Source organism: Runella rosea, from assembly GCF_003325355.1.
GTDB lineage: Bacteria > Bacteroidota > Bacteroidia > Cytophagales > Spirosomataceae > Runella > Runella rosea.
Map to the genome: position 1 here is coordinate 1,962,548 of NZ_CP030850.1, position 13,502 is coordinate 1,976,049.

Genomic DNA, 13,502 nt, shown 5'->3' on the forward strand with positions numbered 1-13,502 from the left:
TAAGGAAAGATTCAAATCTGAGTAAAATTAATTCCAAATTCAACTTTCTTTCTTTTTTTACTGTTACCCACAAACAGATCATCCCTTTTCGTAACATGAACGAAGAAAAAAAAAGCGGAAAAATATTTGACTGGCCCACCCTTCGCCGTCTTTACACCTTCATTAAGCCTTACCAAAAACAATTTTATTTCCTCATTGCCATCATTTTACTGAGTGCGTCTCTAGCGCCATTAAGCCCGTTATTGATTCGCTATACCATTGATAATCAAATAGCAACGGGTGATTACAACGGACTCGTAGTCATGCTTTTGGTCATGATTGGCATTTTGTTGGTACAAGCGGTGATTCAGTTTGCCAATACTTATTTGGCGGGCTGGCTGGGCCAAAATATCATCCGTGATATCCGGGTGCAGTTGTACGAAAAAATCCTTGGTCTTCGCCTAAAATTCTTCGATAATACGCCCATTGGCCGGTTGGTCACGCGGACGGTCTCCGACGTTGAAACCCTCTCCGACGTGTTCAGCGACGGTATGGCCGCCGTGGCGGGCGATATTTTGCAGTTAATCTTAATCATCGGGGTGATGTTTTACACCGATTGGCGCCTATCGCTCATTAGTCTTGCTACAGTGCCCTTCATGCTGATAAGCACGTATATCTTTAAAGAAAAAATCAAGGATTCGTTCAACGAAGTGCGCACGGCGGTCTCCAACCTTAACTCATTTGTGCAAGAGCACCTTACGGGGATGAACATTGTGCAGATTTTCAGCGCCGAAAAAACTGAATACCGTAAATTCAAGCAAATAAACACCGTTCACCGCGACGCCAACATCCGTTCGATTTGGTATTATTCGGTCTATTATCCCGTTGCCGACGTCATTGCCGCCGCCGCAACGGGTTTAGTGGTGTGGTATGGAGCCCGCGAAATCATGCATTACAATGCCACCTTTGGTACGGTAACGGCATTTATTATCTTTATTGGCCTGTTTTTCAGACCAATACGAATGCTGGCCGACCGTTTCAATACCCTCCAGATGGGAATTGTAAGTACTGACCGAATCCTAAAACTTTTGGACAGCGACGATTTTACAGTCAACAACGGTACTTATACCCCCGAAACCCTACGCGGAGAGGTCTCTTTCAAAAACGTTTGGTTTGCTTATAACGAAGAAGAGTACGTCTTGAAGGATATATCATTTGAGGTCAAAGAAGGGGAAACCATCGCTTTTGTGGGGGCAACTGGCGCGGGAAAATCATCGGTCATTAATTTGCTGAGCCGTTTTTATGACATCAATAAAGGTGAGATTTTAGTGGATGGCACCGAAATTCACAATTACGAACTGGGCGCATTGCGCCAAAATATCGGCGTAGTGTTGCAAGACGTATTCTTATTTTCAGACACCATTCACAACAACATTACGCTAGGCAATACGTCCATCAGTCGGGCGCGCATCATCGAGGCCGCGCAGTTGGTGGGAGCGCACGAGTTCATCGAGCGCCTTCCCGATGGCTATGATTACAATGTCATGGAGCGCGGCGCTACGCTTTCGGTGGGGCAACGTCAATTAATCTCCTTCGTTCGGGCTTTAGTTCATGACCCAAAAATCATTGTATTGGACGAAGCAACGTCGTCGGTCGATACCGAAACCGAAGAGTTGATTCAGAATGCCATTGAAAAACTGATGAAAGGCCGCACCGCCATCGTGATTGCGCACCGGTTGAGCACCATCCAGAAAGCGAGCCAAATCATTGTGCTCGACAAGGGCGAAATTCAGGAAAAAGGAACCCATGACGAACTCCTAGAGCGAGGCGGATTCTACGCTAATTTGTACAGAATGCAGTATAAAGAAGTCATTTCCTAATCAAAAAGAGGTAAATCCCAAAAAGAACAGGCCGGAGAATATTCCATTTTAATGGATAACCCTCTGGCCTAAGTTCACTCCGTGATTCAGGACATGCATTAATAGTAGAGTAGAGTATGCTTAAACAGTTATCGTTAAAAGCGCGTTACTTCTAGCTAATTAGACACCCATTCCATTTTTCGAAGCTTGTGCATCTCCTCCGGCGCTGCCCATGGCGCGGGTAAGGGTAGCAACTTTACCAACTACTTTCAGTTTCGGTGCGCGATACTTCTTTTTCATAAGGGTTTTCTTTATAAGTTGAATAAAAATTGATAAGATATATGCTTCTGAATAGATGCCAAATGAGTTTACTTTTAAATTCTTCGGGATAGTCATTCGATTTGCAAATTTCTATACGTTTTAGAAATTCTTTCTCGTTTATCCAAATACGAAGAATCGGATGCTGCTCAGCAGCGCTTTTATAATACTCTTCAAATGAAGGAGTTGCCGTCAAGAGGGTCTGATGAATTAAAGGCTCAAAATTGACTTTCACCGCCCGAAGCCGGACGGACTCAGGCATTATCCCCTTCATAGCTTCCCGAATCGTGCCCCTTCGTTTGCCTTCATTGAAGTTGAGCGTAGTGGGCAACAACAATGACAGCTCAATGAGCCGGCGATCTAGAAACGGATGCGCTACTTTGAAGCCATGGTGAGCGCCTACATGGGCAAATATGTCGCAGAATTTTGTCATTCCTTCCGAAAAAATCTGCTGATAATGCGGCAACAGATGTTCTGGTATTCCCGCATTATTTTCAGCACCCTTCATCTGGCGACTCACTTCAGGATGGTCAAGGGTGTATTTTTGAAGCCCTGGCCCCAAAATAGTATAGTTAGGATTGGCTTTAAGTCGGCCAAGAGCGGTAATAGCAGGCCAAGCAACCTCAACCCTGAATTTTCCCGCTTCAAACAACGACTTCCAATTACCACGGCGGGTCAAAATCCCTTTTACGTTTCCCCATCTACGCTCGGCAATGCTATCTCTGAGTTCAGACTCCAATAAAATACCTTTGTAAAAAGTCTTGATTTTTTGCGGAGACCAGGCGTTGATTCGTTTGGAAAAATTAAAATTAACGGCGTACTGCGCAAATTCCTCGAATTTTTCTTCAAAAACCTCCCATTGTCCTTTTTTAAGAGGTTCCCATAATACATCCATGCCATAATCCACCACAATATCGCCCTCGTGGCCCGTCAGCAATACCCGACAGCCTTCTTTCTGCACGCCCTTCATCCAGCCAGCCTGCGCGGGGGGAGTTACCACAAACGCACTGGGAGCATCTGTCATGTAAGCTACCTCAGTGGTAGTTTTATAATAATCGTAATCGTTTATTTTGACATAATGATGCCGAAAACCACCCTCCGCCAACACCGCTTCGGCGTAAGGCTTTTCATCACATTCGGGCAGTTCTACATCCATGTGAAATGTATGCAATTCTTTCCCTTCTGCTTGCAAAATATCTCTCGCCACACAACTCACAGAGGATGAATCTAAACCTCCACTGAGGTGGGCCGCAATCGGGAATGCAGTACGGGTCCGACACCTAACGGATTCAATAAACGTTTTGCGAAATTCCTGTATGAAGTCCTCGTCTGTTTTTAAATGGCTAAAACGCTCCAAACGCAAATCCCAATAAAATTTCTGAGAAAATTGCTCCGCCGAAACCGTCAGAAAATGGGCGGGTTTAACGCTCTTAATAGATTGAAAGTATGTACCATCAACATAGCTTCTGAAATCGCTGAGCCTTGAAAGGTGGGCCGCGATTTTAAGCTCATCCAAATCTTGCGGAACAAAATCAAGCGCTAGGAGTCCTTTAATTTCGGACGCAAACGCAAAGACCTTGCCCGGTAAATGATAATAATACAGGGGCCTCGCTCCTATGTGGTCTCGCGCGCAGAACAAACGGTTTTGGTGAGTATCCCAAATGGCAAAGACAAAATCTCCAATCAGACGATCGGCGCATTCTTCACCCCATTGCTCATAAGCCGCTAGAATGAGTTCACTGTCAGGAATAAAGGCTTTGGTTTCTTCAGGAATTTGTAATTCTTCAAGCAACTGTACGCGGTTGTCTATACGAGCATCCGCGACGATAATTTTCCCCTTTGCACTTTCCAGTGGCTGACGCTCATAGACCGATTCTGGTGAGATGTGCAGGTACATTGAAATCATCCCTGCGGGACCTTTGAGGTACATATTCATACCATCCAATGCCAGATGTCGTAATGAGTGTTTCATCATTTCTACATCCGAAAGTTGAACGTCTGAACCATCGAATTTTAATATCCCCAAAAGACCACTCATCGAAAAATACTATATACCCTAGAATAGGTACTATTTTAGTAGAAAAGACTTATTCATTGTACAATAATACGTATTTTATTTACACCTACCGCATAATTTTATATACCTATAAATGAAAATTTACAGTCACAAACAAAAACTAACAGGAATATAATTTCTAGATGATTTTTTTACAAAACCATTTACTTTCCGAAGCGGGTACTGTGATTGTCAATCAAATAAGGTCACACCATTGGGCAATTTGAAGAAGGGCACTGGTATCGCCCACCCCTACGCGGTCCATCATGTTTTTTCGATGATTACTGACGGTATTGACGCTTATCGCAAGTTCAGAAGCAATACACTGCGAGTTAAGCCCTCTAGCAAGGAGCTTTAGAATTTCCAACTCTCTTTTGGAAAGAATATCATGATTGAAAACTTCTCCAGTACGGGAATGAAAACCGGCATTGTATTGAGACGTAGACGTGCATGACTGGCGCAACCAAACAAAATGGGCGTTGTATAAGTGAGAAATGTTTTGGTTAATCATCAATACCACTTTGGGTGTACCGTCGGCACGGGCCGAAAGCGGCAGTAGAGTAGCAAAAGAAACCCAAGGCTTACCGCTGAGTGGCTTGAGCCGTAATCCTACCAATTGGGTTTTTAAAAGTCTACGGTGTTTTGGAGGTACCCCCTGAACCATATTTTGAAACTGGCTAATGGCTTGTTTAAATAAGGGCTTGCTTTCGGGCCTTAAAAAAGCAAACGGAAGGTATTGAGAAGCCGATGACTTCCCCCCTTCCCCGAACAGTTGAAGACAGTTTTCGTTTGCATAAAGAATTTCAAGCCGGTCTAGGTCCAAAACCGCCACAAAAGTCCAAGGCTCAAGCAGACTATCATAAATATAATTCAGCGATTCAACAAAATCTTTGTAGTTGATTTGATGAGCCTGTTCTTTAGGTAATTCTTCAAAAAATAGGGCAACTGGGTTTGATTCGGGTTCAGTTTGAATCAGCATTTAACTTTACTTTAGTTGGTTTAGGCATTTTTATTTATATACATCAGTAGAATCAACCCATCCACCAACCACCTGAGTATTTCTCGATTCTACTATCTATCTACGGCGAACACTGCATTACAAAAGTACAATGGGTTTATGTTGCTTTTTTACGCTGTTTTATTCCTTAAAATAGGCATACTAAAGTCGTTAAAGCAGCCCACTGACATGCTTTAACAAAAACAAAAAATTGGTTTTCTACCTAACCTCTTTGCCAGTCTCTCAAATTAACAACGCAAAAACCAATTATCAAATAGGGATATTTTTGTCACTACGCTGTATAATGTTTCTATCGTTTTTTAAATATAATAATAAAAAGTTAAAATATAATTATAATAACAAAAAATAAACAAATTAGCATAGATTTAGCGAATTTATGAAATCTGTTGGTAGAGCTATTTTTAGCCATTTAAGGCAAAAAATCTATCTAATGGTATACGTAATAGTCATCTTAACTATTGTTTTAGGGAATTGAGTCACCTACATTCATAGGTATAGGGAAAGCATTATTTTAGGTAATAAATTATAAAATTTTAATCACTTTTTAATCTCACTTTTTACCACTTAAGTTTATGAAAAAAGCGTTTATTGCCGCAGGTCTTATCATGGCTGTGATTGCCTGCAAAGACATAAAAAAATCCTCCTTAATAGAATTTTAAGGAGGATTTTTTTATGTCTTCTATACACAAGAGTTTATTACGTAAATTCATACGCTAAATTCACTCCATTCTAACGGCCTAGTACTCGTGTGGCAGCGGCTGGTTGATTTGCTCGTTCCACGGCAGGCCGTGTTGGTTGAGCAAGTCCATGAATGGATCGGGATTCAGTTCTTCACAATTCCATACGCCTGCTTTCATCCATTCGGCATTGGTCAGCATCAGCATCGCGCCAATCATGGCCGGTACACCCGTGGTATAGCTAACGGCCTGCGCCCGAACCTCTTTCCAGCATTGGGCGTGGTCGCAGTTGTTCCAAACGTAATAGGTTTTATCCTGTCCGTCTTTGATTCCTTTGATTTGGCAACCGATGGAAGTCTGCCCTGTGTAGTTTTCACCCAATGATTCAGGCGGCGGCAATACGGCTTTCAAAAACTCCAGCGGCACGATGTCCATGCCCTGAAATTTGATGGGCGCAATGCTCGTCATACCCACATTTTGCAGCACTTCCAAATGCGTCAGGTAAGCTTGACCAAAAGTCATCCAGAAACGAGCGCGTTTGAGCGTCGGGAAGTTTTTTACCAACGATTCCAGCTCTTCGTGGTACAGCACGTAGCTTTCCTTGGGCCCAATGCCCGGATAGTCAATGGCTTTGTGAATACTCATGGCAGGAATTTCTACCCAAGCGCCATTTTCCCAATACCGCCCGGGTTGGGTGATTTCACGAATGTTGATTTCGGGGTTAAAATTGGTGGCAAAAGCTTTGCCGTGATTGCCCGCATTACAATCGATGATGTCGAGATAATGCATCTCATCAAACTGATGCTTGTTGGCAAAAGCGGTAAATACCTGCGTAACACCTGGGTCAAAGCCACAACCCAACAAGGCCATCAAACCTGCTTCTTTGAAACGCTCCTGATAAGCCCACTGCCAGCTGTATTCAAATTTAGCGACGTCTTTGGGCTCATAATTGGCGGTATCCATGTAATGAACACCCGTTTCGAGGCAGGCATCCATGATGGTTAAATCTTGGTAAGGCAAGGCCACGTTGATCACCAATTTGGGCTGAAACGACTTGATGAGCACCACCAATTCCGCCACAATGTCGGCATCCACTGCCGCCGTTTTGATAGTTACCCCGTGCATTGCCTGAATATCTTGGGCAATTTTATCACATTTAGACTTTGTGCGGCTCGCCAACAGGATGTCGGTAAACACCTGAGAGTTCATGGCACACTTATGCGCCACTACACCTCCCACACCCCCTGCTCCAATAATTAAGACTTTTGACATTGATGATGGTTATGATTTATGATTGAGCGATTGAGTGAATCCATGCCCACCCAAAAATTAGTGGGCAAAGATACGATTCATGACCCTTTTTTGTGTTATTTAACCGTTAGATTTTCAAAAGTCAGTCGATTCTCTTTTTATTTCAATCGGATACATGAGTGCTATGGACATTTTACTGCTCATTTTAGGCTGTACGGGATTATTGGTAGGCTTGGCGGGAGCGGTGCTACCGTTGCCTGGTCCACCGTTAAGTTTTGCGGGCCTGTTGTGCCTACACTTTAGCAGTTACGCCGAATTTGGCCAAATTACGCTTTACAGCCTCGGTTTCATCACCTTAGCGGTTACGGTATTGGATTACTACGTTCCCATTTGGGGCGTAAAAAAATTTGGCGGCACAAACTACGGAGCTTGGGGCTCCACCCTTGGTCTTTTGCTTGGGTTCTTTGTTATCCCCGCGTTGGGCATTTTGTTAGGCGCTTTTTTGGGCGCTTTCATCGGAGAGCTCATGGCAGGAATGGAATTCAATAAAGCCCTGAAAGCCGCGCTCGGCTCTTTTCTGGGTTTTGTCACGGGCATATTCATGAAAGTTGTCCTGTGTTTGGTCATGATTGGCTACGCGGTGGCGGCTTTAATTCCTTAGAACGTGTTGTAGGGGCCGGGCTTGCCTCCTCTGCCCTATGACTAGCAAATCAAACAGGCCTAAAACCTGCCCCTCCAATTTTAAAAATTCCTTCATTGCTCAGTGGGGGTATTTAGCTTTCAGGTTGTCTTATTCCTAAACAGCCACGAAAACAAATGCCATTTACGTTCACACGTTCACGTTCACAGTTAGTCTAAATCATTCATCCCAAGCCGTCCATTTACGCTTCGCAGACATTCCTGCGGAAGGGATTTTATTGTTCAAATTTCCGTAAAATCAACAGCACAGCCATGCAAAACAATCATCCATTTACGCAACTTTATCGGAAACAGAGCCTGTTTTTTATAGCTTCGTTCATGCTCCTTCCCTTCATTTATTCTTTACACGCCCAAACCCTCACCCAAACCATCAGAGGCGTTATTTTGGATAAAAATATCCAAACTCCTATCGTAGGCGCTACCGTGGTGTTGGTCGGGTCCACTCCCATCAAGGGCACCATTAGCGACGCCGATGGCAATTTTCAACTAAATCAAGTACCCATCGGGCGCCAAACCCTCAAAATTACGTCGATGGGCTACAAAGAAATGCTCATGAGCAACGTGACGGTCAACGCGGGTAAAGAATTGATTTTAAACATTGGGTTGGAAGAAGACATTACTCAACTTTCCGAAGTAACCGTCAAACCTACTGTCGAAAAAGACAAACCACTCAACGAGATGGCCACCGTCAGCGCGCGGACTTTCTCGGTAGAAGAAACCCAACGCTACGCTGCCGCCATCAATGACCCAGCCCGCATGGCCACGGCCTACGCGGGCGTGGTGTCGGCCGACGACGGCGGCAACAACATTGTTATCCGGGGCAATGCACCCAACGGACTTTTGTGGCGCATGGAAGGCATCGACATTCCCAATCCCAACCACTTTTCGAGCTTAGGCGCGGCGGGCGGCGGAGTCTCCATCTTGAGCGCACAGGTACTGACCAATTCTGATTTTTTGACGGGCGCTTTTCCTGCCGAATACGGCAATGCCCTCTCGGGCGTATTTGACTTGAAATTGCGTAAGGGAAACAACCAAAAGCGCGAGTACACGGTTCAGGCGGGCCTGTTGGGATTGGACGTGGCCGCCGAAGGGCCTTTTTCTAAAAACTACAAAGGCGCTTACCTTATCAATTATCGGTATTCTACCCTCGAATTATTGGCCAAATTAGGCCTCCCAGTAGGGGATTTTGCCCAACGTTTTCAAGACCTTTCCTACAATATCTCGTTGCCTACCAATAAGTTTGGCAAGTTTACACTGTTTGGTTTTGGCGGTCTGAGCAGCACCCTTGGCACCCCTAAGGCCGATTCTACCTTATGGCAAACCGAAGGCGATAAACGCTACGACGAAAAATTCAAATCAAACACTGGTGCTTGGGGAGGAACCCACTCTATCAATCTCAGCAAGAAGGCATTTCTCAAAACAGTGGTCTTGTATTCTGCCTATGAAAATGGATTTCAGCAACGGCGCTACACCTCTGAATACGTATTGGAACCCCGTTATGACACGAGATATACGCTGCGCAAATTGGCCCTAACGAGCACCCTGAATTATAAAATCACCGCGCGGTTGGCCTTGCGAGCGGGGGCGATTTGGAGCCATCAATCCTATGATTTATTCCGTGAATCGTGGAATAGCGAGCAGAAAAAAATGGAACGTTTTCTCTCTTCCGACGGCCAAACTGCCACGCTTCAGGCGTATGCACAGTTCAATTATAAATTATCCGAAAAACTCACCGCCAACCTCGGCGTACATACGTTGGCGTTATTGCTCAACAACAGCCGTTCAATTGAGCCGCGCGGTTCGCTCAAATGGGATTTGGCCCCCGGCCAATCGGTGGCGTTTGGATACGGAAGTCACAGTCAGGTGCACCCTTTGGCGCTTTATTTTTATTCCAACAAACTCACCGACGCGGGCGTTGAGTACCCCAATCTCAATACCGATTTTACCAAAGCCCAACACTTCGTACTTTCTTACGACCGACTCCTCAACGAACACACTCGCTTGAAAATAGAAACATATTATCAGTCGCTCAACAACGTTCCAGTCAGCGCCGACGAACGGAATGCGTTTTCGCTACTCAACGTAACCGACGGCTTTGAGCTGCGCCGCTTGGCCAACAACGGTAAAGGCCGAAACTACGGGCTGGAGCTAACGCTCGAACGCTTTTTGCACAACAATTTTTACTACATGCTGAGTGGGTCGGTGTTTAAATCCGAATACACTGGCTCGGATGAAATATGGCGTAGTACGCGTTTTGACGGCGGCGGCGCAGGAAACTTTTTGGTAGGCAAAGAATGGCTCATGGGCCGCAGCAAAAACAATGTACTGGGTATCAACCTCAAAACTACGTACGTGGGCGGTTTTCGAACCACCCCGATTGATTTGGCCGCTTCCCGCCGAAGAGGAGAAACCGTTTTGGTAGAAACAGAAACAAATTCCCAAACTTTAGACGCGTACTTTCGGTCGGATGTGCGGGTAAGTTGGAAACGCAACCGCAACGGCTTCACGAGTACGTTGTCCCTTGATATACAAAACGTTACCAACCGACAAAATATCTACGGGCAGTATTATGACTCCAATTTGGATAAAATCAAAACTGCCTACCAATTGCCGCTTATACCCGTGTTGAATTATCGTGTAGAGTTTTAGAACTGAACTAATTTACCCCCAGAAAAAGAGGATTTAATGGCAAATCAGCTCTTTCTGGGGTTCTTAAAACAGCATTTGAAGAAAATTCTCCGCCTTGAGAGTCTCAATTGGAGGAAAAGGAATAGATGTTAAAATATCGTAATGATGGTCGTTTGTGACAAGGTAATCGGCTCCACAAGCTACAGCACAATCGCAAAATTTATTGTCATCAGGGTCAATTTCAATCAATTGCCAATTGTAAAAAGGTTCAATACAATATACATTGGAAAGATTAAGTAATTCTCGAAGCTGTAAGTTAGTGCGTTCTATTCCTAACCTTTGACTGATTTGCTCTTCATACTCGGTCAAAATTTCGTTACTTACATACAAATCAAATCTTTTATTTAACAACGCCTGATAAATTAGGATAATACTTTGAATGGGAAGGCAACGCTACAAGTAAAACATTGGTATCCAGTACAATATGCATCAAACATTACTGGTTTGGGTCATTCAAAATAGCTTCCATATCCTGATCCGTCCAATTGTTTTGCGCCCAAGCTTCATCGGCAAATTGAGTAAGTCGTTTTGCAAAATACTGTCCAATCAGCTCTTTAATTTGCAATAAATCTTTTTCTTCTACCTGATGCGCATACAAGCGTAACAGCTCAATTTGGAGATTAGTAAGTGGTTTTTTGGCAACTAACATACTTTCAAAAAATTATTTCATAACAAATATAACACAATTGAAATACACTTCTTTCACTGGGTCTCCACTCATTAATATCAGTCTCTCATTATTTTTATAACCGTCTATCTTCCGAAAACCTTATTTTTACGGGCGTATCTCATTTTACCTTGTCTTGGCACGAATGACTGAACCCACCCCCTCTCCTTATTCAAAAATAGCACAATTGTCCACCGTTGTTTTTGTCGCAAAATGGCTATTTATGTCATTGATAGTAGGCGTTTTAGCGGGCTCAGCTTCGGCTTTCTTTCTGGTTTCGTTGAATTGGGTCACCGATTGGCGCGAATCACATCAATGGATTATCTGGTTGCTTCCGCTCGGTGGCTTCATTGTGGGTGCTACTTACCATTATTTTGGGCAGGAGGTAGTCAAAGGAAACAATCAATTGATTGAAGAATTTCACAATCCCAAACAAATCATTCCGCTCAAAATGGCCCCTTTGGTGCTTTTCGGTACGCTCGTCACCCACTTTTTTGGGGGTTCAGCGGGGCGCGAAGGTACGGCAGTGCAGATGGGCGGAGCAATTGCCGATCAGTTTAGCAAACTGTTCAAACTCTCGCCTCATGACCGCCGCATTATCTTAGTCATCGGAATCAGTGCGGGATTTGCGTCGGTTTTCGGCACCCCACTTGCAGGAACGGTCTTTGCGTTGGAGGTATTGATTGTGGGCCGAATGCGCTACAAAGCCCTTTTACCGAGTTTATTAACGGCGCTCATCGCCGATTATACCTGCCACGCCTGGGACGTAGCCCATACGCACTACGTCATTCCGTACGTGCCAACGCTACACGCCGACACGCTTTTGTGGAGTATTTTGGCGGGTATTTTATTCGGTTTGACCGCATTGGCATTTTCCAAAACGGTGCATTTTTGGGGCACTTTTTTTAAGTCTAAAATCGCCTACCCTCCGCTGCGGCCCGTTTTGGGCGGCGTTGTGATTGCGGTAGCTGTATGGGCCTTAGGCACCACCAAATACATCGGCTTGGGCATTCCCACGATTGTGGCCTCTTTTCAGCAGGAACTACCCGCCTACGATTTTCTCCTCAAGCTACTTTTCACTACCTTCACGTTGGGTGCAGGCTTTAAGGGCGGCGAAGTCACGCCGCTGTTTTTTATCGGAGCGGCCCTCGGCAACGCACTGTCGATATTTATTCCCCTACCCATGGCGCTTTTGGCAGGGATGGGGTTTGTGGCGGTCTTTTCCGGTGCTACCAATACCCCCATTGCCTGCACTTTGATGGGCATTGAACTTTTTGGTGCTGATTGCGGTGTTTTTGTCGGACTTGCCTGCGTTGTGGCATTCCTCTTTTCAGGCCATTCAGGGATTTATAGTTCGCAGGTTGTAGAGGGTTCTAAACATTAAAAAATTATCAATACTTATTAACCGTAAACAACAGTGTATCAGCATTTATACCCGTAAAAATCCCCAATCCGTTGGTGATTGCGGTGGGTGGCGTGCTGATGTTTTGGGTAGTCGTTCCAGCCGAGCGGTACAACGCCGCGTAGTCTGGATTGAGTCGATACAGCACGGCATAATGTTTCCCGAAATACTGAAACGATTGGGGTTGAATGTTTGATACGGTAGCGGTGGTAGGCTCATTGTTAAACCGCCGATTGATAAACCGAAACGGATTCGTGCCAGTCGTATCTGTCGGTAAAATCACGATGGATTCAGGATTCGATTCCGTGTTGATAAACGCAATAAAATGGTACTCCCCGTTGGGATTGTCCCAAGTAGCTTCAATGGGCGTGCGGTCTTCCTGAAAACCACCCGGCCCGCCGAAGCCCCCGCTACCTAAATTGATTTGGGTACGATTCACAAAATTTTTACTCAAGGTAAAACCCGTCGGTCGCGTAGGAATCACCGTAGTGGCCGAAATAGGCAGGCCGTTATAAGAAAAATCTAACGTATAGGTTAATCCAAATTTGACCAATTCTGTACTTTTGGAAACATACAGCCCTTCCCCTATCGACTCCAACTTAAAAACACTTCCATCGCTCACTTTTATTTGGATGGTTTGACCGTCAATCGGTCGGGCCAAAGAATCGGCAGCATCTGCCGACTCAGAGTACCCAATTACAGTCATCAGGGTCAAACTAATGGGTTTGCCCGGTGCTAAAAATGCCTCAATGACGGGTTTTTCTACCGAACTAATTACCGTGTTCGTCTCCGTACAACTGTTTAATAAACAGACACTTCCTACGGCAAACACGAGCGATTGCATATACTTTTTCATTATTTTTAACAATTAATAAACGACTGATGATG

Annotated in this window: 10 protein-coding genes; 4 read left to right on the top strand and 6 right to left on the bottom strand. The window is 44.7% G+C overall.

Annotated features, from left to right (window positions below; genetic code table 11):
* Nucleotides 1-95 precede the first annotated feature (95 nt).
* The gene (locus tag DR864_RS08395; RefSeq protein WP_114066539.1) at nt 96-1,859 is read left to right on the top strand and encodes an ABC transporter ATP-binding protein; all 1,764 of its coding nucleotides are present in this window, start codon (nt 96-98) and stop codon (nt 1,857-1,859) included.
* Between the two features lie 235 nt (nt 1,860-2,094).
* Here the strand turns inward: DR864_RS08395 and DR864_RS08400 are convergent, their stop codons facing one another.
* The 3 genes from DR864_RS08400 to DR864_RS08410 form a co-directional block, all read right to left on the bottom strand.
* On the bottom strand, nt 2,095-4,194 hold the full coding sequence (locus tag DR864_RS08400; RefSeq protein WP_114066540.1) for an asparagine synthase-related protein: 2,100 nt from the start codon (nt 4,192-4,194) through the stop codon (nt 2,095-2,097).
* Nucleotides 4,195-4,408: 214 nt separating this feature from the next.
* The gene (locus DR864_RS08405) at nt 4,409-5,191 is read right to left on the bottom strand and encodes a response regulator transcription factor (RefSeq protein WP_114066541.1); all 783 of its coding nucleotides are present in this window, start codon (nt 5,189-5,191) and stop codon (nt 4,409-4,411) included.
* 776 nt (nt 5,192-5,967) lie between these two features.
* The gene (locus tag DR864_RS08410) at nt 5,968-7,179 is read right to left on the bottom strand and encodes a saccharopine dehydrogenase family protein (protein WP_114066542.1); all 1,212 of its coding nucleotides are present in this window, start codon (nt 7,177-7,179) and stop codon (nt 5,968-5,970) included.
* Between the two features lie 163 nt (nt 7,180-7,342).
* Between DR864_RS08410 and DR864_RS08415 the strand changes: the two genes are divergently transcribed.
* Both DR864_RS08415 and DR864_RS08420 read left to right on the top strand, forming a co-directional pair.
* On the top strand, nt 7,343-7,819 hold the full coding sequence (locus tag DR864_RS08415; RefSeq protein WP_114066543.1) for a DUF456 domain-containing protein: 477 nt from the start codon (nt 7,343-7,345) through the stop codon (nt 7,817-7,819).
* 290 nt (nt 7,820-8,109) lie between these two features.
* Entirely contained in the window at nt 8,110-10,506 is a 2,397-nt protein-coding gene (locus DR864_RS08420; RefSeq protein ID WP_114066544.1) for a TonB-dependent receptor, read from the top strand.
* A 63-nt stretch (nt 10,507-10,569) separates the two neighbouring features.
* On the opposite strand, the gene DR864_RS08425 is transcribed toward DR864_RS08420, so the two are convergent.
* Both DR864_RS08425 and DR864_RS08430 read right to left on the bottom strand, forming a co-directional pair.
* Nucleotides 10,570-10,896 (bottom strand): putative toxin-antitoxin system toxin component, PIN family, encoded by a 327-nt coding sequence (locus DR864_RS08425; RefSeq protein ID WP_162793649.1) that lies wholly within the window; start codon nt 10,894-10,896, stop codon nt 10,570-10,572.
* 85 nt (nt 10,897-10,981) lie between these two features.
* On the bottom strand, nt 10,982-11,194 hold the full coding sequence (locus tag DR864_RS08430; protein WP_114066546.1) for a DUF8507 family protein: 213 nt from the start codon (nt 11,192-11,194) through the stop codon (nt 10,982-10,984).
* 163 nt (nt 11,195-11,357) lie between these two features.
* On the opposite strand from DR864_RS08430, the gene DR864_RS08435 reads away from it, so the two are divergent.
* Nucleotides 11,358-12,596, top strand: a complete 1,239-nt coding sequence (locus DR864_RS08435) for a voltage-gated chloride channel family protein (protein ID WP_114066547.1) — start codon at nt 11,358-11,360, stop codon at nt 12,594-12,596.
* Nucleotides 12,597-12,603: 7 nt separating this feature from the next.
* On the opposite strand, the gene DR864_RS08440 is transcribed toward DR864_RS08435, so the two are convergent.
* On the bottom strand, nt 12,604-13,470 hold the full coding sequence (locus DR864_RS08440) for a DUF4249 family protein (protein ID WP_114066548.1): 867 nt from the start codon (nt 13,468-13,470) through the stop codon (nt 12,604-12,606).
* Between the last annotated feature and the right edge of the window lie 32 nt (nt 13,471-13,502).

Excerpts from the sequence above, each read along its gene's own strand:
- DR864_RS08410 (WP_114066542.1), bottom strand. The coding sequence starts at position 7,179 with ATGTCAAAAGTCTTAATTATTGGAGCAGGGGGTGTGGGAGGTGTAGTG.
- DR864_RS08400 (WP_114066540.1), bottom strand. The coding sequence starts at position 4,194 with ATGAGTGGTCTTTTGGGGATATTAAAATTCGATGGTTCAGACGTTCAA.
- DR864_RS08395 (WP_114066539.1), top strand. The coding sequence starts at position 96 with ATGAACGAAGAAAAAAAAAGCGGAAAAATATTTGACTGGCCCACCCTT.
- DR864_RS08430 (WP_114066546.1), bottom strand. The coding sequence starts at position 11,194 with ATGTTAGTTGCCAAAAAACCACTTACTAATCTCCAAATTGAGCTGTTA.
- DR864_RS08440 (WP_114066548.1), bottom strand. The coding sequence starts at position 13,470 with ATGAAAAAGTATATGCAATCGCTCGTGTTTGCCGTAGGAAGTGTCTGT.
- DR864_RS08415 (WP_114066543.1), top strand. The coding sequence starts at position 7,343 with ATGGACATTTTACTGCTCATTTTAGGCTGTACGGGATTATTGGTAGGC.
- DR864_RS08405 (WP_114066541.1), bottom strand. The coding sequence starts at position 5,191 with ATGCTGATTCAAACTGAACCCGAATCAAACCCAGTTGCCCTATTTTTT.
- DR864_RS08420 (WP_114066544.1), top strand. The coding sequence starts at position 8,110 with ATGCAAAACAATCATCCATTTACGCAACTTTATCGGAAACAGAGCCTG.
- DR864_RS08435 (WP_114066547.1), top strand. The coding sequence starts at position 11,358 with ATGACTGAACCCACCCCCTCTCCTTATTCAAAAATAGCACAATTGTCC.